Here is a 26,224-nt window from a genome sequence, read left to right on the forward strand (position 1 = left end):
CTCTCCCTCGGGACGTTAGAACAACGTTTTATCTGCTCCTTTCAGGCCCAAAATGTCGCGTGCCTCGTCTGGTGTGGCGATTTCGCAGCCTAAATCTTCGACGATGCGACGTATTTTCTGAACTTGCTGCGCGTTGCTTTCCGCCAATTTGCCACGGCTGATGAACAAACTGTCCTCTAGTCCAACGCGAACATTTCCGCCCATTTGACTGGCCGTGGTCGCCAACGACATCTGTGCGCCGCCAGCCCCCAAAACAGACCAACGGTAATCGTCCCCGAACAAACGATCAGCAGTGCGTTTCATAAACACCAGATTGTCGATTTCAGGCCCGATGCCGCCCAGAATACCAAAGATAAACTGGATAAAGATCGGCGCCTTGAACAACCCGATATCCATGCAGAATTTCAGGTTATACAAATGCCCAACATCGTAACATTCGTGTTCGAATTTGATGTCATGTGGCGCCAATTGGCTCGCCGCGTTTTCAATGTCTGCGAATGTGTTGCGGAAAATGTAAGTATCTGAATTTTCCACATATTCCTTTTCCCAGTCGAATTTCCAATCGTCGTACCGTTTGGCCAGTGGATGAAAGCTAAAGTTCATCGACCCCATGTTCATCGAACACATTTCGGGTGAAAATTTCAGAGCCGGCGCGATACGTTCATGGATCGTGTTTTTCAGGCTGCCGCCCGTGGAAATATTGATGACGGCGTCAGTCGATCCTTTGATACGAGGGAGAAACGCGCCAAACGTTTCCGGATCGATACTAACGCCGCCATCGCCAGGCCGCCGTGCGTGCAAATGCAGGATGGACGCACCAGCGTCAGCTGCGGCAGTGGCCTGATCTGTGATGTCATCAGCGGTATACGGCAGTGCATCCGACATTGTTGGCGTATGAATTGCGCCCGTAATCGCGCATGTGATGATGGTCTTTTGTTTGGCCATTGGTCAGTCCTTTGGTGATTGCACACGGCGGGACAACGGGAATAATTCGATGCCACGATTACCGCGGACCAGTCCCCACAACCCTTTGGGTGCTTTAAGCATGATGATGATTGCGACAGCGCCTAATGCGATCAGGTAGATGGTCCCCAAATCAGCCAGCGTTTCGCGCAGCGCAAAGAAAACGATGGTGCCAACAATCGGGCCTTCGATTGTACCGATACCGCCGATGACAACGATAAAGATCACAAAGGCTGTCCAGTCGTTTGCCGAAAACGCAGCATCGGGCGAAATTCGCAATTTTTGCAGGAAAATCAACGCTCCGACCAGCGTCGTAAGCGCGGCGGTGATGACATAAACAGTGAACTTTGTCCGCCAGATATCGATGCCTAACGATTTTGCCGCCAATTCATTGTCGCGAATGGCCATCAGGGCCACACCCTTGCGGGACCGCAGTAGAAAGAACGCCGTTCCAACGACCAACACGGCCACTGACAAAGCCAGCCAATAGGCGGCCGCGTCACGGGCATCACGGCCATCGGCCAACTGTTTCACGATAGAAACGGGCAACGACGTTCCCGACCCGCCGCCCAATGCCGTCATCTGCGCAAAGGACAAACGGAACACTTCGGCGGCGACCCAAGTGCCAATCGCAAAATAGGCCCCCCGCAAACGAAACATCAGGACAGCAACTGGCGCGGAAACGGCGGCCCCTAAAACCACGACGATCGGCAGTGCAACAAAGGGATGAACGCCCCATAGGATCGTCGCAGCGAAAAACATGTAGCCGCCAAAACCGACGTAGGCTTGTTGACCAACGGATACCAGGCCAGCATACCCCGCCAGCAGGTTCCACAACGTGGCAAGCGATAGGTACAAAAACACCTCGCCCAATAGTCGCAACTCTGCACGGCCAGCCCAAAAGGGTGCGGCAACCATGACCACGACAGCAAACGCCAAAATGATCATTGCGGTACGGGACAGATTTGTTGAACGCGAAACTGTATGCATCTCAGTCAATCCTTGGGAATAGGCCGCGCGGACGCACAGCGAGGATGATCAGGAAAACGATATGGCCAGCAAGGATCTGAAAACCCGGGTGCAGTTTTGCGCCCAGCGTTTGCGCGACACCCAAAATGACACCGCCCGCCAATGTGCCCCATAGGTTCCCCAAACCGCCGATGATGACGGCTTCGAACCCGAAAATCAGACGCGATCCCCCAACGGCCGGATCAAACGAGGTACGCATCCCCAAAAAGACGCCCGCCAGCGCGGTCACAGCCAAAGACAACGCCATGGCCAATCCGAACACATGCGCGCGGTTAAGGCCCATCAACTGCGCGATATCCTGACGGTCCGACGTTGCACGAAATGCTCGGCCAAGTGCGGTTTTATAGAAAACCCACTGAAGCCCACCAATCACCGCAATCGCTGTCGCGAAAACGATCAAAGGCATCACTCCGACGTTCAATTCGCCCATCGGCACACTGGCCGTTTCAATCGAACCGGCATTCAATTTTTGTGGATCCGCCGTATAGACCGTCAGTAACGTGTTTTGCAGGATCACCGACAATCCAAAGGTCACCAGCAAAGGTGGCAGAATGTCGTCGCCCATCGTTTGGTTTAGCACCAACCGCTGCAACCCATACCCAAAGGCAGCCATAGCAGGGACAACAACAATCATCGCCAAAATCGGGTTTACACCCAAAGCGATTGTGACAGTCAGCGCCAAATACGCGGACAGGACAATCAAATCGCCATGGGCGATGTTTACCAGTCGCATCACGCCAAAAATCAGGCTCAGCCCTGCAGCGAACATAGCGTACAGCCCGCCCAGCAAAGTGCCTTGAACAATTGCATTTACCCAATCCATGTCAGACTCCGAAATATGCGGCAGAGATGGCGTCGCGATCCAAATCGTCTGATGGACCCGACAAAGACACCCGCCCCTCTTGCAAACAAATGACCCGAGACGACACGGACAGCGCTTTGGCGATATCCTGTTCAACGACGATGGCGGTTAGGCCTTCTCCGACAATTCCGGGCAACGCGTCGTAGATTTGGCGAATGATAACGGGCGCCAAGCCTAGGCTGATTTCATCCATCATCAGCAAATCAGGGTTTGACATCAGGGCGCGACCGATTGCGACCATCTGTTGTTGTCCCCCAGACAGCGCAGTTGCAGGCACGTTGCGCCGTTCTTTTAAAATGGGGAACAGGTTATATAGTCGATCAAGATTCCAAGGCCCCTTACGACCCATTTGACCGCCGATGATCAAGTTTTCTTCGACGGACAGGGATTGGAACAGCAACCGACCTTCGGGCACCAATGCAATACCTTGCGCCGCGATTTGATCGGCGCGATCAGCCCCAATGGTACGACCCCGCCATTGGACCATATCGGAACCGTTTTTGATCAATCCGCAGATCGACCTCATCAGTGTGGTTTTACCAGCGCCATTCGCACCGATTACGGCCATAACTTCGCCCTGAGCGACGGAAAAATCGACACCGTATAGGGCCTGAAAATCACCGTAATGGGCTGTTAAACCGTTGATTTTTAATAGATCAGGCATCTGCTTCGATCCCTAGATAGATTTCTTTGACTGCGCGGCTGTCCATGATTGTACGGGGGTCGCCGTCAGCAATTTTTTTTCCGAAATCAATGACAATCAAACGGTCCACCACAGCCATTAGGGCGTGAACCACATGTTCGATCCAGACGATCGAAATGCCTGTTTTTCGAAGGTCATTGATCGTTTCGATCAGGCTTTTGCATTCCCGTTCGGTCAGTCCACCTGCAATTTCGTCCAGCAACAAAACCTGCGGCTTTGCACACATCGCACGGGCCAGTTCCAACCGTTTACGGTCCAGCAAGGGTAAACCGCCGGCAATAACATTGGCTTTTGGCATCAACCCTGTCTGGGTCAAAACCTCGAGACAGGTTTTTTCAGCCTCGGCGCCGGATAAACCGGCGCCTTGGGTTGCCGCCACATAGGCGTTTTCGAAAATAGTCATTGCGCCGAACGGCTGAGGCACCTGAAAACTGCGGGCGATGCCAGCGCGGCAACGACGTGCCGCAGACCAGCCAGAGATATCCTGACCACCCAAACGAATGATCCCGCTATCTGCAGGCAAAGTACCCGTTACCAGATTGAACATCGACGTTTTGCCAGCCCCATTTGGGCCTAAAACGCCCAAAGCTTCGCCTTTTTGCAAAGTCCAGCTTTGATCATCCGCCACAGTGACCGCGCCGAATGATTTTTGAACGCCCGACAGTTCCAGAATTGCCGTCATACCATCAGCCCAACAATTGCAGTTCGCCAGTGACAGGAATATCGGGCGCTGTGGCGTTCGATACGATTTTCAGGTCGATGCCATCGCCGTCCGCCTGCCATTGTCCCGCGACCAAAGGCGTTTTAGTGACGTTTTTGACCGGACCGTTCGACCAATTTACCGACCCCACGATCGTATCGATATTCGTACCCGCAATGGCCGACACGATTGCCGCTGGATCATCTAGATCTTCGGCCCGAGCGACGACGTCGGCGACGACTTCGAACAGCGCGTGTTTAAACCCGATCGGCTGCGTCCACGGGCGGCCCGTCGCGGCGGTATATCCGTTGGCCAAATCACCCGCAGATGCGCCCGTCAGCGACGATGCAAATGGGTGCGATGGCGACCACCAAACCTCGGAGCTAAGCCCCAAACCACGGTCACCCAAACCTTGGATCACAGACGGGAACAGCAATGCTTTGCCGATGGTGACGATCTTTGGGTTGAACCCTTGCTGCGCCGATTGTGCCCAGAAGGTCGCAAAATCAGGGGGGATCATATTGCCCGTTACGATTTCGCAACCGGCCTCTTTGAATGCATTGATCTGGTTGCTGAAATCGTCCGACATCGGCTGATAGCGGCCCGGATCAATCAGATCGTAACCCGCTGCGGCCAGTGGTTTTGGCAGACCCAATTCAGCATCGCCCCACGCATTGCCATCGGCATCATTGGGGAACAGACCGCCGACCTTTTTAGCAACACCAGCGGCGTCCCACATATTCAGGAATGCGCCGATAACGTCCTCTAGCCCCCAAAAGAAATGGTAGGTGTTTTCGAACCCTTCGGCTGGATTGCCCCCACGGCCAAAGAAATACGGCTGCCACGGGCAATCGGTGGTGATGCATGGCACTTCGTTCAGTTCGGCCTGATCAGAGACTGGATTAACCGTATCGGGGGTAGACGCCGCGACGATAATATCGACTTCGTCCGATAGGATCAGTTCACTGGCGACTTCGGCGGCGCGGTTCGGGTTGGATTGGCTGTCCTTCGAGATGATTTCGATCTGATAGGATTTGCCGTTGTTATCGATGCCCGCACCGAATTTTTCCATAACGGCCTGTAGGATGTAATCATCCGCTTCGGCAAAACCGGCCAAAGGACCAGTGCGCGGGCTAACGTGACCAACGCGGATAACTGGCGATGCGGCATACGCGCGGCTGGATGTCAGAATAGCGGGTGCGGCCAAAAACGAGGCCGAGCCTGCCAAAAAATGACGGCGATTGGTTTTCATTGTTCTCTCCTCCCTAAAAATGCGCGGTTTTCCCGCCGCGCGGCGGGCCTTTAGTCGTTCAGTATGGTTTCCAATTTTTGCAGATGGGTCGTGACACGGTTGCGGACCTTTTCGGCCTCTTCCGGTGTCCAATTGCGGAACCCCTGCCCTGATTTCATGCCCAGTTTCTGATCCGCAACCAGCTGCTGTAGATAGGGCGACGGTCCTTTGCGATCCTCCAAATCGGCAAGAACCGTGTTGTGGATATCCAGCGTCAAATCCGTCCCAACAAGGTCGGCATTTTCCAAAGGTCCCAACACGGACAAGCGGCGCCCGAAACAGGATTTCACAACAGTATCAACGGATTCCGCGTCGCAAATTCCACGTTCAACCAGCGACACCGCCTCGCGCCATAGCGCATGTTGCAGGCGGTTACCGATGAACCCAGGCACATCGCGTTCAACGCGGACAGGCGTTTTGCCCGCATCCGCCAGCAACGCCACCATCTGATCCATGGTGTCATCATCGGTCCATTCTGTGCGGATGATTTCGACCAGCGGGATCATATGCGCGGGGTTCCACCAGTGCGTTCCGACAGCGCGATTGCGCATGGTTAGACCCTGCATAATCTGCGTGATCGGCATCACGGATGTGTTTGACGCAAGGATCGCCGTCTCTGGCGCGTGCTGTTCAATCTCGGCAAAGATTTGACGTTTCAGGTCCAGCTTTTCTGGGGCTGCTTCGAACACGGCATAGGCATCTTTCACGGCGCCCTGAATGCTGTCGAAAATTTCGATCTTTTTCAGGATTTTGGCGATGCGTTCTTCGGTTTCGCCCATCAGCCGCAGGCTGTCGGTCACGCGTTGCGGCAGAGCCGCGCGAGCGGCGGGCACCGGATCAGTGATCGCAACGTATTGCCCCGCACGGGCCAAGGTCAGGGCAATGCCATGCCCCATCAATCCCGCGCCGATAACAGCGATTTGCAGGTTCTTGTTCATACCCTAGCCCGCCGTATAGCCGCCATCGGCGTATAGAATGTGGCCTGTGTAGAAATCCGACGCCTTGGACGACAGGAACAGCAATGGACCCGCCAAATCTTCTGGCTCGCCCAGACGGCCCTTGGGAACGCGGGCTAGGAAACCGTCGCGGACCTTTGTTGCTTCTTCGGTGTCTTCAAACATCCAAGCGGTCAGCGGGCTGCGGAACACGGTTGGCGCGATGGCATTCACGGTGATCCCCGTTTGGCCCAATTCGCAACCCAACGCTTTGGTGATGCCATCAACAGCGGCCTTGGACGCGCAATATGCGGTGTAGCCGTTGGGGTGCCCCAGCAAACCGCGGGCCGACGATACCAGAACGATTTTGCCGCCCGACCCTTGGGATTTCATCTGTTTCGTTGCGGCACGCGCCAATAGCCACGACTGCGTGACGTTCGCATCCATGACCGACAGGAACGTATCTGGCGACATGTCTTCGATTTTGGCGACTTTGTTCATGCCCGATGCCACGACCATAATGTCCAGCGCGCCAAAGGCATCAACCGTCTGCGCGATCAGATCATCAACCGCGCCTTCGGAATCTGGTCGGCAGTTGACCGTGGCCACGTCAGCCCCGCCTTCGCGGCATTCGTTTGCAATTTCGTTCAATGCGTCCGCATTGCCCGCCGCCAAAACCAATTTGCACCCCGCGCCCGCCAGAATGCGTGCCGCAACAACACCAAACGCCCCAGACGCGCCCGTAATCAACGCAACCTTGCCTTTGACGTCAAACATGGAAAGAGGATTATCAAGCATTGTCAGGCCTTTGGAGGATAGGGGATCACCACCAGCATCGTGCAGACGTGGTTCGATCGGTTTTCAATTTTACGGACTTCGTTCGGCGGAATGGTGCAGCTGTCGTATTTGCCCAGCACAGTTTCTTGCCCGTCCACGATGACGGTCATTTCGCCATCCAACACGACGTAGACCTTTTCAAACGGGGTGCTGTCGGGGCCTGCGCCACCGCCCGGCAGGAACTGAGACAGTCCAACCCATTGGTTTTCTGGCCCGCCTTGTTCAAACCCCTGTAGCCGCAGCCCAACAACTCCGAAATGGTTCGGCGCGTCATAGGGCGCAGCGTCGTCAAAACGCTTTAGATGCATGGCATCTCTCCTCCCAATCGATTGATGGGGCCGCCGTCTCCAGTCAGCGGCCCCAAAAGCGGCTTAGAATTCTTCGCCGGATTCGATGCGGTACTGCTGGTCTTTGTCGATCATCGCGACCAGACGTACGATACAGCCGTCACCGCGATCCCAGTTCCATGGGAAGAACGCAAAGGTGCAGCGTTTGCCAGTGACCGCGTCCAGATCGCCGCCCACGTTTTCGATGCCCATAATGCCGTTCTTGAACAGGATGTTGTGGCATGGTTCCCATTCGGGGAAATCGTCTTTCCAATCGCGGCCGCCGGACCATTCTTTGTATTCTTCGGCCAGATGCGGCAGCAAAGGGCCGTTGCGCTGCGGGCCAATCGCGGTTGCCAGCGGGTGGTCGTTTGCTTGGGTATCGTGGCCGACGACTTTGATGCCTTTTTCCACCATCCATTCAGCAGCCGACGGCACAAAACCGGGGCAGTACGCGAAATAATCACCGTCTTCGTAATCGTGGTGCCAACCGGTGTTTACGATCAGAACGTCACCTTTGCGGATCGCGTGACCGCAGGCTTTTTCCAGATCTTCGCCAGTGATCGGTTCCCACTTTTTCTTTGGGATCGACACAACGATGCCCGAACCAAAGAAATGCGGCAGCGGAACTTCGTCGATGAATGGAGTGCCCTGCACCACGTGCGCAGGGGCGTCGATGTGAGTGGTCGCGTGCATGGTGGTCGTGATGCGTTGCGACAGCACGCCAGATTTGGCCATGTAATGGATGCGTTCGATTTTCGTATCCTGAAAATACGGCCAATTCGGGTTCTGGAAACCGAAACGGTGGGACAGGTTGTAGAACTCTACGCCCATCGAGTTGTCAGTGTTTCCTTCGAATTCAATCCCGCGGACTGTAACCATTTTGCACTCCTCCTCTGTTCGCGGACTCCGATCAATTCGGCCCGCGGTCGTGCGATTTAAAATGTCTTGGGGGCCTCCTCGCCCGTCCCGCATAGTGATGCATACGCACCGCATTACGGTCAACAAAAAACTGTAATTCGGTTTGACTGTACCGCATTGCGGGAATAACCTGCGATTTGACCGTAATTTTGCCCACCTCAAATCGGCAAAACGTAATAAAGTGATCAAATGACCGAAATTGAGCCCGAAAAATCCCAGTCGAAAAATGGCATTCAGGTAATTGCACGCGCGGCGTCGATCCTCAGAACGCTAAGAGATTCGCCCAAAGGCATGTCGTTGGGCCAGATCGCGGATCAGGTTGGATTGGCCCGCAGTACGGTGCAGCGGATCATCGCAGCGCTGCAGGATGAACGAATGGTGGTCAGTACCGGCAATGGCGGGCTGCGGTTAGGGCCAGAGATTACATCGCTGGCAACAGGCGCCCACTTTAGCGTCGTTGATTTATGCCGACCTCATTTAACGGAACTTGTGCGGTCTACGGGTGAAACCGTGGATTTATCCTGCTTACGCGGCACTGGTATGATTTTCCTGGACCAGGTCGCGGGCACGCATCGTCTGCGCACCGTGTCCTTTGTTGGCGACATCTTTCCATTGACCGACACAGCAAACGGGCGCGCGGTTCTAGCGCTGATGCCACGTGATCAGGCGAAGAAGATGACAATCGCGGAATGGTCGGCACGGGGCATAGACGGCGATTGGGATAGATATTCAATGATGTTAGACCGTGTTTCAGCCACAGGCATCGCCTATGACGAAGATGAACACAGTATGGGCGTTTCGGCGATGGGGATCGCCTTTGCCGACTGGAGCGGTGACCTGCACGCGATATCCGTCCCAATGCCCAGCAGTCGCTACGAGCGGCTAAAGCCAGTCGTCGAACATCACCTGGCTACGTTGAAACGCACAATTTCTGACACCGTAATTGGCAGCAAAACCTAACGTCCTTCGACGATCGATAGATCAACATCAGCGCCTTTGTCGCGTTCAGGGATCGTCGCCTGATAGCCGTCCCCGAAATAACAGTCGCGCGCGGCCTGCATCGATGGAAATTCCACGATCACAGTGTGCGGTCGCATGTCGCCCGATACCGTTTGCTGTTCGCCGCCCAAGGCCAAAATTCGCGCGCCAGCCTGTTCCAACACAGGCGCTGCCGCCGCGCGATAGGATTGATACGTCGCTACGTCCGAGACTGTGACATGCGCAATCCAGTAGGCTTTGGTCATTGGTCCACCTTTTGTATCAATTCCAGAACAACGGGCCCGATTTCATCAACGATAACCGACACACCCCCAGCGTTCGGATGGATGCCATCCGGTTGAAAAAACGCCCGAGCCGCAGAAACATCACGTTCTGCGACCAGCGGCCCCAAGAAACTGGGAAAAAACAGCGCGTCATAGTCTGATGCCAATTCAACATACATGCTGTCGAACGCTGATTTATAATCGGGGCCATAATTGTTTGATGCCTGCATCCCGACCAACAAAACAGGGATTTGTGCATTTTCCGCCGCCTGCATAATGCCGTCTAGGTTGGCACGGCTGACGGCAGGGTCGATACCGCGTAGCAAATCGTTACCGCCCAAGGTCACAATCATTGCATCAACGTCCGGCGACAATGTCCAGCCGACCCTAGACAGACCGCCCGCTGTTGTATCGCCCGACACGCCCGCATTCAGCACAGCAGCATCCGCGCCTTGATCAGATAACCATTGTTCTAACTGCGGCACGAAACCGTCACTTGCAGGCAATCCGTAGCCTTGGGTCAAACTGTCACCCAGCGCAGCAATCGTTACGGTTTGTGCCTGCGCAGCGCCCGCCAACAAAACGACGCTGGCGATAGCATTGCGAACCAAACGATATGCCCCATATCTGTTTATAACCATTGTACCGAAAGACCTCTTTATGACCGACACAGCCATTTCTTTGGATAATGTTTCATTGCGCCTGCGCGGCAACGCCGGACCCGTAGATATTTTACATGGGATCACATTGGACGTCACGCAAGGTGAGACATTGGGCCTGATTGGGCCCAGTGGATCGGGTAAATCGTCGCTCCTGATGCTTATGGGCGGGTTAGAGACTGCAACTTCGGGCAAAATCACAGCGCTTAGCACTGATATCACGCATTTGAACGAAGACGCATTAGCGCGGTTTCGCCGTGAAAACATGGGGATCGTGTTCCAATCGTTTCACCTGATCCCGACCATGACCGCGCTGGAAAATGTGGCCACACCTTTGGAATTGGCGAATGTGCCCGACGCGTTTGAACGCGCTCAGGCGGAACTGGACGCCGTCGGTTTGGGAACGCGGGCGGGGCATTATCCTTCGCAACTGTCCGGGGGCGAACAACAGCGCGTTGCGCTGGCACGGGCCTCTGCCCCACGTCCGAAACTATTACTAGCGGATGAACCGACGGGAAATTTGGACGAAACAACCGGCGCTGCAATCATGGACCTGCTGTTCAGCCTGCGTGATCGCCACGGCGCGACTTTGATCATGGTCACGCATTCGCCCGAACTGGCGCAGCGCTGCGACCGTACCATTCGCCTGCGTGATGGCCGGATCGAGGCAACAGCATGAGCCTACGCCTATCCTATCAATTTGCCCGCCGCGAACTACGCGGAGGCGTGCGCGGATTTCGCATTTTCATCGCCTGCCTTGCCTTGGGTGTTATGGCGATCGCGGCCGTTGGATCGGTCCGTTCGGCGATCAATGCTGGATTAAAGCGTGAAAGCGCCGCGCTATTGGGCGGTGATGCCGAGGTAGAGCTGACATATCGGTTTGCGAATGAAACCGAAACCGCGTGGATGGACAGCATCGCAACGGCCATATCCGAAACGGTTGATTTTCGATCCATGCTGGTTGTCGACCGCGAAACAACCGAACGCGGACTAACGCAAGTCTTGGCCGTCGATAATGCGTACCCGCTGATCGGCGCGGTGCAATTGGAACCAGACATTCCGCTGGAACAGGCACTTGCAGGATCAAACGGGCGCCCTGGATTGGTCGTTGAACAAATACTGGCCGATCGGCTCGCCATCGGTGTTGGCGACATCGTCAAACTGGGCACACAGGAATTCATCCTATCCGCGATTTTGGCCAAATACCCCGACAATGCGGGCGGCGGTTTCGGATTGGGCCCACGGACAATCGTTCTGACTGACAGTTTGTCAAATTCAGGGTTGTTGGCGGACGGGACGCTGATGGAAACGCAGTACCGATTGCTTTTGCCCGACGGCACTGATCTGGACGCGTTAGAGGCGGAAGCCGAGGAAAAATTCCGCGACACCGGAATGCGATGGACCGACAGCCGAAATGGCGCGCGCGGCGTCGAACGGTTTGTGGATCGTCTGGGATCTTTTTTGGTGTTGATTGGCCTGTCGGGTCTAGCCGTTGGCGGCGTTGGTGTGTCCGCAGCGGTGCGCAGCTATTTGTCCCGCAAAACAGCCACCATCGCGACCTTTAAATCATTGGGCGCGACGCAAAAGACGATCTTTCAAACCTATTTTATTCAAATTGGCATTCTGTCGATCATCGGGATCACGATTGGCGTCATCGCGGGTGCTGCGATCCCCGTTTTATTTGCGCCGATCATTGCAGCGAATTTACCAATACCCGCAGAGTTTTCGATTTACCCCGCCCCATTGTTCGAAGCTGCGATTTATGGCGCTTTGACTGCTGCAATCTTTACACTTTGGCCGCTGGCTAAATCAGAACAGGTCCGCGCAGCTACGTTATTCCGAGGATCATTCGACGATATCGATCAGCGACCCACATGGGGATATCTGATCGTGATTTTCGGGTTGGTTGTTTTGCTGGTTGGCCTATCGGCATGGTTTACGGACGCATTTCGTTTGACCCTCTGGACAGCTGGAGGCATCTGTTTTGCCCTGTCGTTGCTGGTCGTTTCAGCGTGGATCATTCGAAAAACCGCTGGCCGTTTGCGCCTGAAAATCCGCAAACGCCCTGCATTTCGGCTCGCCCTAGCGTCGATCAGTGCGCAGGGCGGCGAAACCACATCGGTGGTGCTGTCGCTTGGTCTGGGGCTGGCCGTACTGGCAGGTGTCGGGCAAATTGACGGAAACCTGCGCAATGCAATTTCGGATGAATTGCCTTCGGTCGCGCCATCCTATTTCTTTGTGGACATCCAGCCCGATCAAATCGACGGATTTATCGCCAGATTAGACCCTGATGCAGGCGTTACAGACTACGAAGCGGCCCCAATGTTGCGGGGGATCATCACGCGGATCAACGGCCAACCCGCATCCGAGGTTTCAGACCACTGGGTCGTCAGGGGCGACCGCGGCATCACCTATGGCGACCAATCCCCAGACGGCACAACCGTGACCCAAGGCGAATGGTGGCCTTTGGGGTATGACGGCCCCCCACAGATCAGCTTTGCCGCCGAAGAGGCAACCGAAATGGGGCTGGTGCTGGGCGACGAAATCACCGTGAATATTCTAGGCCGCGACATCACCGCCACCATCACCAGTTTCCGCGAGGTTGATTTCAGCAACGCGGGCATGGGGTTTGTTATGACGATGAACCCCGCAGCCCTAGCCGGCGCGCCACATAGCTGGATCAGCACCGTTTATGCCGACCCCGCAGCCGAAGCCCAACTGCTGCGCGATTTGGCAGGGGCCTATCCAAACATCACCGCCATCCGCGTGCGTGATGCCATTGATCAGGTCATGACCGTGGTTGCCGGCATCGCCTCGGCCACGCGTTATGGAGCCCTAGCAACCCTAGTCACTGGATTTTTGGTTTTGATCGGCGCCGCAGCATCGGGCGAACGCAGCCGCGCCTATGAAGCCGCAATTCTAAAAACCACGGGCGCGGAACGATCCACGATTTTGTACAGCTTTGCGCTACGGTCGGCGTTGATGGGTTTGGCGGCGGGCGTTGTTGCCCTATGTGCGGGGATTGCAGGCGGGTGGGCAGTAACCCAGTTCGTCATGGACGCGTCATTCACCCCGATTTGGTCGAACGCAGCCATGATTGTTCTGGCAGGCACCATCGTCAATCTGATCGCAGGTCTGGTTTTTGCGGCGCGGCCTCTGTCGGTAAAACCTGCACGACTACTGCGCGCAAACGAATGAAAACGGGGCCCAATCAGGGCCCCGTTTATTATCAACCGATAGGCGTCGGTTTATTTCGTTCTGATTTCTTAATCGAAAGCATCAACATAGCGGGAGTGACGATCAGCGTCAGAATAGTCGCAAACATCAACCCGCCCGCGATGGTGGAACTTAGCTCTAGCCACATTTGCGTTGATGGCGCGCCATAAACGATTTCGCGGTTAAAGAAATCAAGGCTGATACCAAGGACCATGGGCGCAAGGCCCAACGCCGTCGTGCCCGAGGTCAAAATGACAGGGCGCAGACGTTGCGCGCCGGTGCGCAGCGCGGCCTCTAGGGGCGACATACCCATGCGGCGCAAATCATTGAACGTGTCGATCAATACGATGTTGTTGTTCACAACGATCCCCGCCAGCGCGATCACACCGATACCGCCCATGACGATACCAAATGTCCGGCCCGCCAAAGTAAGCCCAAGCAAGACGCCCGCAATCGAAAACACAATCGCGATCATGATGACAAAGGCCTGATAGAAACTGTTGAACTGGATCAATAACACCACCAGCATCAAACCAATCGCAGCGCCAAAAGCCCCGACTAGGAAAATCATCGCATCGGCCTGATCTTCGGCTTCGCCTGCAAAGGACCATGTGACATTGTCCGGCATGTCACTGTCAGCGATCGCTGCGCGCAGCGCGACGATTTGATCATTCACCAACAAACCGGGCGATACATCAGCGGACAACGTTGTTACGCGTTCCTGATCGACCCGCGTGATCGTACCGCTGCGCGGAGCAGGTTCAAACGTCACAAAGTTCGTGATCGGCACCAAACCCGAGGTGGTTGGCACACGGAGATTTTCCAACTCTGCCAAGGACCGTTCATTGGCTGGAAAACGGATACGGATATCAACCGCATCTTCTGCGCTGTCGGGACGATAATCGGCAATCGTGATGCCTTGGGTCAGCAACTGTACCGCCTGCCCCAGCAGGGCAACATCAGCGCCGTACCGTGCGGCTTCGGATCGATTTAGGCGCAGTTCCCATTCAACGCCCGGCAGTGGGGTCGTGTCGGTGACATCCGTAAACCCGCCGATATTATCCATCGCGGTCCGCACGATCGCGATTGCCTCTAGTCGGGCATTCTGATCATTAGAAACCAGTTCTAGGTTTACGGGTTTGCCCGCAGACGGGCCGCCATCCTGCACCTGAACCTGTACGTTGATCCCAGGAATAGTCCGCATTTCTGCGCGGATATCTTCGATGATTTCAACGGCGGGGCGGCGCGTGTCCCATTCTGTCAGCTCTAACTGAACAGAGCCAATCACCTCTTCGCCCGTCATATTGCTGGACCCTGTGCGCGCATAGACGCTGGCCAATTCGGGCATACCTATCAGACGGCTTTCCACCTGACGCACCAATGCATCTTTTTCATAGATCGAAAAATTGTCGCGCGCGCGCACTTCGACCTGAACGAAATCGGGTTCGGATTCAGGGAAAAACGTAATGCCTGTGCCAAACTGACCATAGGCGACGAACGACGAAACCAATGCCAACACCGCAAAGACGACCGTTCTGCGTGGACGCAATAGCGCCCATTGCAACGCACGCACATACAGGCCGCCTGCCCCTGTCATTTTGCGCGGATCACCATATTCGGCCGAATAAATCTGCATCTGCGCTTTGGCCGTTTGCGGCTGGCGTTTGCCAATGATGCCACCCAAAACCGGAATAAAGATCAATGCCATGAACAACGATGCCGTCAGCGTAAAGATCACCGTGATCGGCAAGAATTTCATGAATTGGCCAACCGTCGACGACCAGAACAAAAGCGGGAAAAACACGCTAAGCGTGGTCGCCGTCGATGCGATGATCGGCCACGCCATTCGTTTTGACGCGATTGCATAAGCCTCTTTCGGGGATTTGCCGTCGCTTAGTAAACGGTCTGCCAATTCGACGGTTACAATCGCGCCGTCCACCAACATGCCGACAACCAAGATCAAGCTGAACAGAACAACGATGTTCATGGTGTAACCCATGAAAAACAGGATCGACACACCCGCCAAAAATGCACCCGGAATGGACAAACCAACCAGAATGGATGACCGCAGGCCCAAGGACCAAACAATCACGATCATCACCAACAAAACGGCTGCAATCACATTGGATTCCAAATCCGCCAGCATGGTTTTCACCTGCTTGCTTTCGTCTTGGAGGTAATTGATGCGCACGCTTTCGGGCCATTCAGCCTGAGCCGCTGCAATCGCCTCTTTCACCAGATCAACTGTTTCGATGATGTTTGCACCGCTGCGTTTGGTAATTTCCAACGCAAGCGCCGGTTGGCCATTGATCCGCGCGAAACTGCTGGGGTCTTCGAACGTGTTACGAACTGATGCCACATCGGCAAACGTCACGACGGTATCGCCCGACACTTTGATCGGCATTTCCATTACGTCGGACAGATCTTCGATCAGGCCAGGTACCTTTAACACCATACGGCCTGCGCCGTTTTCAATCGCACCCGCCGCGATCAACAGGTTATTGCGGCTGATCTGGCTGGTCAGTTCACTGAACGACAGATTGTAGGTTTCGAACACCGTGGGGTCGATCAAAACCTCTAACATTTCAACGCGTTCGCCTGCGACGTCGACCTCTAGAACACCGGGCACAGCTTCGATGCGGTCTTTTAGATCGTTGGCCAATGCGTTCAGTGTGCGTTCGGGCACGGCCCCAGAAAGGATACCGGTCAAAACAGGAAACAGCGCTGTGTTCACTTCGGTCACTGTGGGATCGCTGGCATCTGCAGGCAGATTGTTTTTCGCCCGATCGACAGCTTCGCGGACTTTGTCCAGTGCGGTGTCGGGGTCAAACCCCGGATCAAATTCCAATTGAACACTGGCGTGACCTTCGGACCCTGTTCCGGTCATGCTGTTCAAACCCGTCAGGGCCGACAATTCGGTCTCAAGCGGTTTGACCAACAACCGTTCGGCGTCTTCGGGGGAAATACCATCCAACGATGTCGACACATAAACGACAGGGATTTGAACCTCGGGAAAGCTTTCTTTCGGGATCGACCGATAGCTAAGGAACCCGATTAAAAGTGTGCACAGCAGAAATAGGATAACGACCCGAGTTCGGCTAAATGCTGCTTCGATTAAGGCATTCATTCCTGCGCCTCCGCCATGTCGACCGTTACCGGTGCTACAGTTTCACCAGCAGATACAAACCCCTGACCAATCGTGATGATCCGTGCAGTTTCGGGCAAACCACTGACCCAGATGCCGTCTTGTTCAGCCAGTTCGATAACCACTTCGTGGAATTCAACAACGTCGTCTTCGGTCACGGTTTTGATGCCCAAAACGCCTTCTTCGTTTAGCGATAGGATCGCGGGCGATAGGAAATGCGCATTCACATCCCCTGTTGGCACGGTCACTTGGGCCGACAATCCAGATACGATCTGTCCATCAGCGTTCGGCACGGTGATTTCTGCGCGGAAGGTACGCGTATCGGATTCCGCATCGCGGCTGATATAATCAATGGTCCCCGAACGGGTTTCACCAGTGATGAAACTGACCTCTGCGTCGGCACCTTCGCGGATTTGGGCCAACGATTGTTGGGGAATTTGCACCACAACACGCAAGGGATCGGTATCCAGAATATATCCCAATTCGGTCCCTGCCGACACATAGCCGCCCAGTTCCAAATCCAGACTGTCCAACCGCCCGTCAAATGGCGCGCTGACGATCGCATTGTTCAACGCCTCTTCGGCTTGCGCGACGCTTGCTTGGGCCGATGCCAAATCTGCGCGCGCTTGGCGCAATGCGCTGGCCGATGCGATACCGCGATCTGCCAATGATTGCGTGCTGTTAAAATCCTCTTGGACGCGGGCCAAAGTTTCCTGAGCCGATTGCAGAGTCGCCTGTAAATCGCGGGATTCAAATTTGGCAATCACCTCGCCCGCGCTGACCATCGCCCCTTTGGTTAGCGCCAATTCAATCACTTCGCCCGACGTCCGCGCACGCAAAGTGGCACGGCGATCAGGTTCGGTCTGCCCTTCGGCGGTGAATGTTTTTTCGACCACCCCTGCCGTGCTATCGATCACTTGGACAGCGACCAATGGAATATCCGCCGCCCCCGCTGGTTCCGCCGGTTCGGCATCGGGGCCAACCATGCCGCTGCCCATCCAGCCGACCAAACCCAAAGCGAGCAGGCCCGCGACCCATTTCGAACGGGACGATCCGTGTTCGTCGTCAAATTTAATCGGTTGTGGGGTCGTGGTTTCGGTCATTTGAAACTCTCTGGTCTGGGCAAAGGCAAAATTAGGGTGGTCATCAAACAGGGCGTCATATGGTTTCGCTCCGCAAGCTGGACAATATCAATGCGACATGCTGGCGATGCATTTGTTGCACGTCCGGCACCTGAATTCCGTCAAACACTGTACCCCACAGCGACAACATCATCGCAGGCGCCATGATCAGCGTTGGGTCTAGGTCCATTGCTTGGGTTTTCAACTCTCCGCGTTCGACGCCGCGACGTAAAATGCCGCGCACAACGTCAGCGCCGTTTTTGATCACCAAGTCTTCGTATTTTTTCACAAGGTCCGGAAACCGATGTCCTTCGGCTAACAGAACCTTGAGGAATATAAACGAACCGCTATCCACCAGCTGTGCGCGTATGTTTTCAAAATAGCGCAGCAGCATTTCTTCGGAATCGGCGTTGGTGGTGCGCAAGTTGTCAGCGCGTTCCATGGTTTTGGTTGAAATCTGTTCTTCGACCGCTGCTTCGAAAACCGCCTCTTTGGACGGGAAATAACGATAGACGGTGCCTTTTGCGATGCCGGCACCCTTTGCGATGTCCTCTAATCGGGTCGCTGCAAATCCGCGTTCTTTCCACAACTCGACTGCCGCCGCGATGATTTCGGACGGTCTCGCCTCTTTGCGGCGCTGTCTGGGTTTTCGGGTGCATTCAAACACGAGTCGGCCAAAAGCATGGTTAATGACTTTTCGGTCATTAACCATGCAATCGGTCGTATGCAATATTTTAGCGATCAAGGAATCGCGATTTTGACCAATACGTCAGGTCATTTGCATCTAGGCCTTCGATTGGCCGCAAATTCGTGGCCAATAGGTCATTTATTCAGCGTCCGACAAAACAGTTGCCAACCAGCCATAGGCCTCTTGGACATCATAATTGCCGGAATGCGGCGTCATCCAAGGCAAGGTAAAGTTCACGTCCTTCACGCCTTCGGTTCCCGCAACGGCCCGATACAGTGCCAGTTCCACGGCAAAGGACGTATCGCGATCAATCATACCGTGACGAATGTACCAATAGGGCGCGCTGTCCGCGTTGCCCAGTAGGAACGCCTGCGGATCTGTCAGCTTTATTTGGGCAGCAATAGCCTGTCCGGCGTCCGTTTGCAGGAAATCGTCCCATTCCAGACCAGTGTCGTCGGCGCCACTACCGTCACCTGCGACTTCGTTCATGTTCCAGCCAAAGGGCGTGAAATTGCTGTATTCCAGCGCAGCAGCGCCGAACAAACTATTTTCACCGTCAACGCCTTCGTTTCCGGAATTGGCCGTCCGATCAAACGCAGGAACGTCTTTCAATGCGCTTGTCTGGGTCACAAATGTCAGAAAATCCTGCACATCAAATGGCGCAATCACGCCATCAACAATCGATAGCCACGTATTTTCGACCTCAACCGTTTGACCACGGCTGGTGAATTCAAACATCTCACCGATTGCGGGAACGCTGCCGCCTTCGTCGATGTGATCCTGAATTTCTAGGGTCACAATCTGCATCAGAAGATCATTCATATTTTCAGCAGTCAGTGGCGTTCCATCGTCCAACGCAAGGCCCAAGGATTCAAGATACGCAGGGTACTGCGACCGCAAGGTTTGCGAGGCTTCCAGCGACACGCCCGTTAGCTGGTCATCGCGCTGCACCTGATACAGCCATTCATACGCCATATCCGCATACCCCAACGACGTGATCGGGCAGTATGCAATTGTTGCGAAAACATCATCGTTCAGGCTGCTGACGCCATTTGCATCAATACCAGCCGCGCCGATCTCTGCCAGATATGGGAAATAGTCAGCTGCGTTGCCACTGGCAGCGACCGCTGTCGACAGACCGCCACCGCCCGACGTGCCGGTGATGACGATACGTTCTGCCGACCCCGGCAAAAGATCATCGTTCAAACGTAGAAACCGAATAGCCGCTTTGGCGTCCACAATAGCCGCCGGAGCCTTGCCCGCAGCGGTGCCATCAGCAGCGTTAATCCCGCGCCCGCGTGTACCAACATCAACAAATACATAACCAGCCGCAAAAGCCGCGCCGACGTTATCGGTATCCGACGTGGACACGTATTCACCACCGTTTTCCACGCTGGTGCGCAATTCGCTGGCAAACCAACCAGCATTATTCACTGCAAAAATCATCGCTGTCGATTGATCGTCAATCGACGTTTCTGGCACGTAGATCGCCATTTTCTGATAGGTCAATAGATCAGCCAATTCTTGACCTTCGGCAGAGGCAGGGCTGCCGCCCGGACCCATCCGGCGCGCAGGTTGAACCGACGCCATTGCGACGGGATTACCCGCATAAACAGCCTCGTACCGCCGCACGACCAGTGGTTCGCCATCAACAGTTACGGTCAGTGTTTCAAAAACGGCAGGATCGATGCGCAACGCATCGTCATAGGCCCCTTGGGCAACGGCGGTCAGCGCAGTACCGGCCAGCAAAGATGCCGTGCAAAGGATTGGAATAAGTTTCATAGGACTGTCCTTTAGCGTTCAATGCTTATGACGCTAAAACGATCAGCCCTATGACTTCAGTCGCAGCTATACGGTAAATCTATGCAACTTAACAAAAACTTATCGAACGATGGCAGACGCCGCAGCCCTATTTGGGTCTAAACACGCTCTAGCGCCACGGCGATGCCCTGACCAACGCCGATACACATCATCGATAGCGAACGTTGTCCGCCAGTCTTTTGCAATTCGATCGCAGCAGTGCCCGTAATGCGCGCGCCCGACATACCCAACGGGTGCCCCAACGCGATTGCCCCACCATTCGGATTCACACGTGCATCATCATCTGCAATGCCCAAATCACGCAAAGTGGCCAGCCCTTGGGATGCAAACGCTTCATTTAGTTCGATGACATCGAAATCGGTTTGCGACAGACCCAAACGGTTCATCAGCTTTTGGGCCGCAGGCGCGGGGCCAAATCCCATGATACGCGGGGCAACACCTGCGGTCGCGCCACCCGTAACCCGAGCAATCGGCGTAAGCCCATATTTTTTAGCAGCCTCAGCCGACGCGATGATCAAAGCCGCAGCCCCATCATTCACACCAGACGCATTGCCCGCTGTCACTGTGCCATCGGCTTTGACAAAGGTTTTCAGTTTCGACAGCACTTCAATCGTGGTCGCACGCGGATGTTCGTCTGCGTCGACAACGATTGGATCACCTTTGCGCTGCGGGATAACAACTGGCGTAATTTCCGACGCCAACCGCCCATTCGATTGCGCCGCCGCTGCCTTGTCCTGCGACCGAAGGGCAAAGGCATCTTGATCCGCACGATTGATACCGAAATCTTCGGCCACATTTTCCGCAGTTTCAGGCATAGAATCCACGCCGTATTGGGATTTCATCATCGGGTTCACAAAACGCCAACCGATGGTGGTGTCATATACTGCGTTGGATCGGCTAAATGCTGTTTCCGCCTTTGGCATCACGAACGGCGCACGCGACATCGATTCAACACCGCCTGCGATAATAATCTCTGCCTCGCCCGCCATGATCGCGCGCGCGGCCGTGATGACGGCGTCCATACCAGACCCACACAGACGGTTCATCGTCGTTCCCGGAACCTCTATTGGCAGCCCCGCCAACAGGGCCGACATCCGCGCGACGTTGCGATTGTCTTCGCCCGCTTGGTTGGCGCAGCCATAGATCACTTCGTCGATCGCAGCCCAGTCCACACCAGCGTTTCGTTCCATCAGCGCCTTGATCGGAATAGCGCCCAGATCGTCTGCACGCACGGTCGACAGCGCCCCGCCAAACCGCCCAATCGGCGTACGAATGTAATCGCAGATAAATGCTTCGGTCATTTGAAATTCCTTACAGATCTGGAACAATCAGATCGCCCACAGGACCATCCGTATGCAGTACCGCGCCGGTCAATTTTTGCAAATCTTCCATAGAGATAGCGGCGACCTTTTCCCGCAGAACGAAATGTCCGCCTTCGACATCAATAACAGCAAGGGACGTATAAATACGCGTCACGCATCCAACGCCCGTCAAAGGCAAAGAACATTTTTCAACCAACTTTGGCGCGCCCTTTTTGGTGACGTGATCGGTCAGAACAGCAACGCGTTTTGCGCCATGTACCAAATCCATCGCGCCGCCCACTGCGGGCACTCCGCCCGCGCCGGTCGACCAATTCGCCAGATCCCCGTTTTGCGCAATTTCATATGCACCTAGGATCGCGACATCCAAATGGCCGCCACGCACCATAGCAAAGCTATCCGCATGATGGAAAAACGCGGTACCAGGTTTAATGGTGATCGCTTTTTTACCGGCGTTGATACAATCCCAATCTTCTTCGCCCGGCTTTGGTGCCTCGCCAAAGTCCAGCACGCCATTTTCGGTGTGAAAAATCGCCTGACGACCTTTGGGTTGGAATTTGGCGACCATCTCCGGGAAACCAATCCCCAAATTTACATAAGCACCATCTTCGATGTCTTGGGCTGCGCGCCACGCAATTTGCGCGTTAGATAGCTTTATTTCAGTGATATCGATCATGGGTAAACGGCCTCTGCGCGGTTCAGCAGCTCTTCTTGGGCTGGGTTTGGGACCTCGACGATTTGGTTGACGAAAATACCGGGAGTGACGACCTGTTCGGGGTCAATCGACCCGAGCGGCACAACGCGGCTTACTTGCGCAATGGTCGTTTTGGCAGCGGTCGCCATCAACGGGTTAAAGTTCCGCGCCGCCATACGATACGTCAGGTTCCCATGAGCATCACCCTGCTCTGCCTTGATCAGTGCGAAATCGGCCTTTAGCCAACGTTCCTGAACATACATACGGCCATCGAATTCAGCGGTTGGTTTACCGTTGGCCAAATCCGTACCGAAACTGGTCGGTGTGTAAAACGCAGGAATGCCCGCGCCGCCTGCGCGAATACGTTCGGCCAAGGTGCCTTGGGGCACCAATTCCAGTTCGATATCACCCGCCAGATATTGTTCCGTAAACACCCGAGGATCCGCAGAGCGCGGGAACGAACAGATCAATTTGCGAACTTGTTTTTGTTCGATCAGTGCGGCCAGTCCAACATGGCCGTTGCCTGCGTTATTGTTCACAACGGTCAGGTCTTTTGCACCGTGGTCAATCAGCGCGTGTATCAATTCGATTGGCGCACCAGAGCCACCAAAGCCGCCAATCATGACGGTCGCACCGTCAGGAATTTGCGCCACGCCTGCGGCCAATGTTTCGATTTCTTTATCCATGAGGCAGTCCTCCTGCGGCCATCGGTATGCCCGCATCCGATGGTTTGCCAGAAAAACCCTACAGCTGATGAACTTTGTTCAATCTACGAACATCGCTGTTCACAATGCGAACAGATAAGCCAAATTTTCGCCCAAACCGCAAATATAATTGTTTTACATGCGTTCATATATTGAACATATTCCACGCATGGTAAAATCAAAAACCGATATTGTTGGGTCGTTTGTCAAAGGTTTGGCCGTATTGGAATGCTTTGGTGCAGACAAACCAAAACTGACGATTACCGATGTCTCCGAAAAATCAGGGTATGATCGCGCGACGGCGCGGCGTTGTCTTTTAACATTAGAACACGAAGGATACGCCGAATTTGACGGGAAATATTTTACCCTAACGCCGCGCGTTCTACGGCTGGGCATGGCTGCCCTTGCGTCTCTGCCTATGGTGCAAATTGTTCAGCCTTGGTTAGACCAATTATCCGACAATGTTGGCCACAGCTGTTCGGTTGCCATCCTTGACGGTCCTGAAATCGTTTATATCGCCCGCGCAGCACAGCGCCGCGTCGTTGCAATTAACCTGCTTCCAGGATCTCGCCTGCCCGCCCACTGCACGTCACTGGGGCGTGTGTTGCTGGCGAACCTGAACGATACGAACCTATGCCGCGCTATCGAAACTGCGGACCTTAGTCCCAGAACGCCATTTAGCCTGACGGACGCGAACGAACTAATTGAACGCATCCAAAAAGTCCGTGACGATGGCTATGCGATCATCGATCAAGAGGTCGAAGCCGGTCTACGATCAATCGCTGTTCCCCTACAAAACAGCCGCGGAAAAACGGTAGCTGCGTTGAACATTGGCATGGCGGCGACACCAAATCCTGCGTCAGAATTGGCAGAGCTGTATCTGGATCACCTGCGCCGCGTGCAATCAGGGCTGGAACGGCTGCTTTAATCGCGGTCCCATAAAATCCGCCGCTTTTCAGACATACGCATCCGGCGTTCGTTTTCACTGCCTTGCCTAAAAGCGCGTTCGACAAAATCCAAATGGGCTTTGGCTGCTGTTTCAGCTGCAACAGGGTCACCGGCGCATACGGCATCGACCAGATCATGGTGCTGTTTCAACAATTCTTCGCCCGCCGTGTCGATAGACCGCAGAAAATTGCGATTATAAAAAATCCCGCGCCGCGTGAGTTCGTACACAGACCCCATCATATGAATGAGCGTCGAATTATGGCTCGCGTCGACAATGGCCGCGTGCAGGCGCATGTCTGCCTGTTTGGATGCCTCTTGATCACCCGCGTCATGGGCGGCATCCATGCGCGCCAGAATTTTGCGAATTATTTCTTTGTCCGTTTCGGTGGCGCGGGTCGCAGCCAACCGCGCGGCAAAGCTTTCTTGTTCGCGGCGATATTCCAGATAATCGTAAAACGCTTCGGGGTGGCGCGCATACAAATCCAAAAACGCCGGAGTCATCGCGGTGCCTGTCAGCTTTGCCACAAATGATCCTTCGCCGTGGCGCACGATCAGCAAACCGTTCTCTTCTAGCTTTTTCAGGGCCTCGCGCAGTTTTGGGCGCGATACCTCTAACAGCTCCGCCATTTCGCGTTCGGATGGCAGGCGCATTTCCTCTTTTAGGATGCCATTCACGATCATCGCTTCGATCTGATGCACCACAGCATCCGCAACCGAGTCGTGATCGATCGGATCAAAAATCGCCTTCGCCGTCTCCATGACTTCCTCCACGAACCCGAAAATTGGTAATTTTTCTTAGCCAATTGTTGCGCACTTTATGCCCCTGATCACACTGTATTTCAACATTTTATCACGTTTTGTGGCCGACGCATCGCGGCACGACGCTGCAACAGTGGTAAACTTTATTGTTGACTCGATGCAGTGGTTCATTCTTTTTACCACTCCATCAAGGCCCGCGATTGGGAGATCGGGCCGACAGATTGGAGGAGATACCCATGACGAAATTCACGGCCCTAGCAATCGCGACCATCGCGGCGACTGCAACATCCGCCCACGCCGAAGATGACCGCATTTTATTGAAAACACCCGTTGCGTTTTCGACCGAACTGCCCGGACTGGGAACGCCCATTCCACGCGTTGCAGAACAGGTCGAACTGATGTCATCGGGTTCGATCCGCATGCGCGTCTATGAACCAAACGAACTGGTCCCCCCGTTCGAAATCCTAGAGGCCGTATCGACGGGTAAAATCAATTCCGGCTACACCACCGCAGGATATTGGGCAGGCCAAATTCCAGCCGCTCCACTGTTTTCGGCTGTACCGTTCGGTCCCGAAGCCGGCGAATACATGGCGTGGCTGTACTACGGCAACGGCATGGACCTGTATCAGCAGATGTACGACGATGCAGGCTATAACGTCCACGTCCTACCATGCGCTGTCATCGCGCCAGAAACATCCGGCTGGTTCGCCGAAGAAATCAACGCTCCAGAGGACCTGCAAGGGTTGAAAATGCGTTTCTTCGGACTTGGCGGCGAAGTCATGCAGAAACTGGGTGTCGCGACTTCGCTGCTACCGGGCGGAGAGATTTTCTCGGCTCTTGAAAACGGCGCTATCGACGCAACCGAATTTTCGCTGCCCGCCGTTGATACCCGACTGGGGTTCCACAAACTGGTTGAATACAACTATTTCCCTGGCTGGCACCAGCAAGCAACCGTTTTCGAACTGCTGATCAACGGCGACACATGGAACGGCGCATCTGACGCACAGCGCGCAATCATCGAAAACGCGTGCAAGGCATCTATGGCAGACAGTTTCGCCGAAGGTGAATACATGCAGTACAGTGTGATGCTGGACAACGTGGAAAACAATGGCGTCCAAATCCGCAAATGGAACGATGTCATGCTGGATACGTTCCGCGCTGGTTGGGAACAAGTCGCCGAAGAACAAGCCGCTGCCGATCCATTCTTTGCGGCTGTTTTGGCGGACATGAACGAATTCCGCGACGGGTATCAGGTCTGGAAAGAAAACGCGTTCCTGCCGCGTTAATCCCTGATGTCCCAACGGGCGCGCCAGATGTGCGC

General features: G+C 54.7%; 25 protein-coding genes. 5 read left to right on the top strand and 20 right to left on the bottom strand.

The features are described 5' to 3' along the window. Positions 1 to 15: 15 nt before the first annotated feature. The 10 genes from kce to ACXAGA_RS14485 all read right to left on the bottom strand — a co-directional run bounded on the left by kce (position 16) and on the right by ACXAGA_RS14485 (position 8,528). Entirely contained in the window at positions 16 to 945 is a 930-nt protein-coding gene (gene kce / locus ACXAGA_RS14440; RefSeq protein ID WP_475118179.1) for a 3,5-dioxohexanoate:acetyl-CoA acetone transferase, read from the bottom strand. A gap of 3 nt (positions 946 to 948) precedes the next feature. Beyond that, on the bottom strand, positions 949 to 1,953 hold the full coding sequence (locus ACXAGA_RS14445) for a branched-chain amino acid ABC transporter permease (RefSeq protein WP_475118180.1): 1,005 nt from the start codon (positions 1,951 to 1,953) through the stop codon (positions 949 to 951). 1 nt (position 1,954) lies between these two features. After that, complete coding sequence (locus tag ACXAGA_RS14450; protein WP_475118181.1) at positions 1,955 to 2,815, bottom strand: branched-chain amino acid ABC transporter permease; 861 nt, start codon at positions 2,813 to 2,815, stop codon at positions 1,955 to 1,957. Position 2,816: 1 nt separating this feature from the next. Continuing rightward, the gene (locus tag ACXAGA_RS14455; protein ID WP_475118182.1) at positions 2,817 to 3,518 is read right to left on the bottom strand and encodes an ABC transporter ATP-binding protein; all 702 of its coding nucleotides are present in this window, start codon (positions 3,516 to 3,518) and stop codon (positions 2,817 to 2,819) included. Further along, a complete protein-coding gene (locus ACXAGA_RS14460) occupies positions 3,511 to 4,239 on the bottom strand; it encodes an ABC transporter ATP-binding protein (protein ID WP_475118183.1) in 729 nt (242 codons plus the stop codon). Before ACXAGA_RS14460 ends, ACXAGA_RS14455 begins: the two co-directional genes overlap by 8 nt. Positions 4,240 to 4,243: 4 nt before the next feature. Beyond that, positions 4,244 to 5,509: an ABC transporter substrate-binding protein gene (locus ACXAGA_RS14465; RefSeq protein WP_475118184.1), complete on the bottom strand. Its 1,266-nt coding sequence runs from the start codon at positions 5,507 to 5,509 to the stop codon at positions 4,244 to 4,246. A 50-nt stretch (positions 5,510 to 5,559) separates the two neighbouring features. After that, entirely contained in the window at positions 5,560 to 6,486 is a 927-nt protein-coding gene (locus tag ACXAGA_RS14470; RefSeq protein WP_475118185.1) for a 3-hydroxyacyl-CoA dehydrogenase family protein, read from the bottom strand. A gap of 3 nt (positions 6,487 to 6,489) precedes the next feature. Then, positions 6,490 to 7,281 (bottom strand): SDR family NAD(P)-dependent oxidoreductase, encoded by a 792-nt coding sequence (locus ACXAGA_RS14475; RefSeq protein WP_475118186.1) that lies wholly within the window; start codon positions 7,279 to 7,281, stop codon positions 6,490 to 6,492. A gap of 2 nt (positions 7,282 to 7,283) precedes the next feature. After that, a complete protein-coding gene (locus tag ACXAGA_RS14480) occupies positions 7,284 to 7,628 on the bottom strand; it encodes a cupin domain-containing protein (RefSeq protein WP_475118187.1) in 345 nt (114 codons plus the stop codon). Between the two features lie 63 nt (positions 7,629 to 7,691). Further along, positions 7,692 to 8,528, bottom strand: a complete 837-nt coding sequence (locus tag ACXAGA_RS14485; protein ID WP_475118188.1) for a cyclase family protein — start codon at positions 8,526 to 8,528, stop codon at positions 7,692 to 7,694. 228 nt (positions 8,529 to 8,756) lie between these two features. Between ACXAGA_RS14485 and ACXAGA_RS14490 the strand changes: the two genes are divergently transcribed. Further along, positions 8,757 to 9,527 carry an IclR family transcriptional regulator gene (locus ACXAGA_RS14490; protein WP_475118189.1) on the top strand — a complete coding sequence of 257 codons (771 nt, stop codon included), beginning with the start codon at positions 8,757 to 8,759 and terminating at the stop codon, positions 9,525 to 9,527. Here ACXAGA_RS14490 and ACXAGA_RS14495 read toward each other — a convergent pair. Continuing rightward, the gene (locus ACXAGA_RS14495) at positions 9,524 to 9,811 is read right to left on the bottom strand and encodes a DUF1330 domain-containing protein (protein ID WP_475118190.1); all 288 of its coding nucleotides are present in this window, start codon (positions 9,809 to 9,811) and stop codon (positions 9,524 to 9,526) included. The two genes, ACXAGA_RS14490 and ACXAGA_RS14495, sit on opposite strands and share 4 nt — an antisense overlap. Next, positions 9,808 to 10,470, bottom strand: a complete 663-nt coding sequence (locus tag ACXAGA_RS14500; protein ID WP_475118191.1) for an arylesterase — start codon at positions 10,468 to 10,470, stop codon at positions 9,808 to 9,810. The genes ACXAGA_RS14495 and ACXAGA_RS14500 overlap by 4 nt, the downstream gene beginning before the upstream one ends. A gap of 19 nt (positions 10,471 to 10,489) precedes the next feature. Between ACXAGA_RS14500 and ACXAGA_RS14505 the strand changes: the two genes are divergently transcribed. Together ACXAGA_RS14505 and ACXAGA_RS14510 are read left to right on the top strand one after the other, a co-directional pair. Further along, positions 10,490 to 11,167, top strand: coding sequence for an ABC transporter ATP-binding protein (locus ACXAGA_RS14505; RefSeq protein WP_475118192.1), 678 nt, complete (start codon positions 10,490 to 10,492; stop codon positions 11,165 to 11,167). Continuing rightward, on the top strand, positions 11,164 to 13,686 hold the full coding sequence (locus ACXAGA_RS14510) for an ABC transporter permease (protein WP_475118193.1): 2,523 nt from the start codon (positions 11,164 to 11,166) through the stop codon (positions 13,684 to 13,686). Before ACXAGA_RS14505 ends, ACXAGA_RS14510 begins: the two co-directional genes overlap by 4 nt. 31 nt (positions 13,687 to 13,717) lie before the next feature. Here ACXAGA_RS14510 and ACXAGA_RS14515 read toward each other — a convergent pair whose 3' ends face one another. From ACXAGA_RS14515 to ACXAGA_RS14545, 7 genes are all read right to left on the bottom strand, one after another. Then, positions 13,718 to 16,831 (bottom strand): efflux RND transporter permease subunit, encoded by a 3,114-nt coding sequence (locus ACXAGA_RS14515; RefSeq protein WP_475118194.1) that lies wholly within the window; start codon positions 16,829 to 16,831, stop codon positions 13,718 to 13,720. Next, positions 16,828 to 17,952 (bottom strand): efflux RND transporter periplasmic adaptor subunit, encoded by a 1,125-nt coding sequence (locus ACXAGA_RS14520; RefSeq protein ID WP_475118195.1) that lies wholly within the window; start codon positions 17,950 to 17,952, stop codon positions 16,828 to 16,830. Before ACXAGA_RS14520 ends, ACXAGA_RS14515 begins: the two co-directional genes overlap by 4 nt. A gap of 55 nt (positions 17,953 to 18,007) precedes the next feature. Then, positions 18,008 to 18,682, bottom strand: coding sequence for a TetR/AcrR family transcriptional regulator (locus ACXAGA_RS14525; protein WP_475118196.1), 675 nt, complete (start codon positions 18,680 to 18,682; stop codon positions 18,008 to 18,010). Between the two features lie 114 nt (positions 18,683 to 18,796). Beyond that, positions 18,797 to 20,440 (bottom strand): subtype B tannase, encoded by a 1,644-nt coding sequence (locus ACXAGA_RS14530; RefSeq protein WP_475118197.1) that lies wholly within the window; start codon positions 20,438 to 20,440, stop codon positions 18,797 to 18,799. A 137-nt stretch (positions 20,441 to 20,577) separates the two neighbouring features. Next, positions 20,578 to 21,780, bottom strand: coding sequence for a 3-oxoadipyl-CoA thiolase (gene pcaF, locus ACXAGA_RS14535; RefSeq protein ID WP_475118198.1), 1,203 nt, complete (start codon positions 21,778 to 21,780; stop codon positions 20,578 to 20,580). A gap of 10 nt (positions 21,781 to 21,790) precedes the next feature. Continuing rightward, positions 21,791 to 22,474, bottom strand: a complete 684-nt coding sequence (locus ACXAGA_RS14540; RefSeq protein WP_475118199.1) for a 3-oxoacid CoA-transferase subunit B — start codon at positions 22,472 to 22,474, stop codon at positions 21,791 to 21,793. Further along, the gene (locus ACXAGA_RS14545; protein ID WP_475118200.1) at positions 22,471 to 23,178 is read right to left on the bottom strand and encodes a 3-oxoacid CoA-transferase subunit A; all 708 of its coding nucleotides are present in this window, start codon (positions 23,176 to 23,178) and stop codon (positions 22,471 to 22,473) included. Before ACXAGA_RS14545 ends, ACXAGA_RS14540 begins: the two co-directional genes overlap by 4 nt. Positions 23,179 to 23,365: 187 nt before the next feature. On the opposite strand from ACXAGA_RS14545, the gene ACXAGA_RS14550 reads away from it, so the two are divergent. Then, complete coding sequence (locus ACXAGA_RS14550; RefSeq protein WP_475118201.1) at positions 23,366 to 24,124, top strand: IclR family transcriptional regulator domain-containing protein; 759 nt, start codon at positions 23,366 to 23,368, stop codon at positions 24,122 to 24,124. On the opposite strand, the gene ACXAGA_RS14555 is transcribed toward ACXAGA_RS14550, so the two are convergent. Further along, positions 24,121 to 24,903, bottom strand: coding sequence for a FadR/GntR family transcriptional regulator (locus ACXAGA_RS14555; RefSeq protein WP_475118202.1), 783 nt, complete (start codon positions 24,901 to 24,903; stop codon positions 24,121 to 24,123). The two genes, ACXAGA_RS14550 and ACXAGA_RS14555, sit on opposite strands and share 4 nt — an antisense overlap. 236 nt (positions 24,904 to 25,139) lie before the next feature. Here ACXAGA_RS14555 and ACXAGA_RS14560 point away from each other — a divergent pair, with 236 nt between their 5' ends. After that, positions 25,140 to 26,189 carry a TRAP transporter substrate-binding protein gene (locus ACXAGA_RS14560; RefSeq protein ID WP_475118203.1) on the top strand — a complete coding sequence of 350 codons (1,050 nt, stop codon included), beginning with the start codon at positions 25,140 to 25,142 and terminating at the stop codon, positions 26,187 to 26,189. The last annotated feature ends 35 nt before the right edge of the window (positions 26,190 to 26,224 follow it).

It is taken from the genome of Marivivens sp. ABH4_498 (assembly GCF_056160585.1).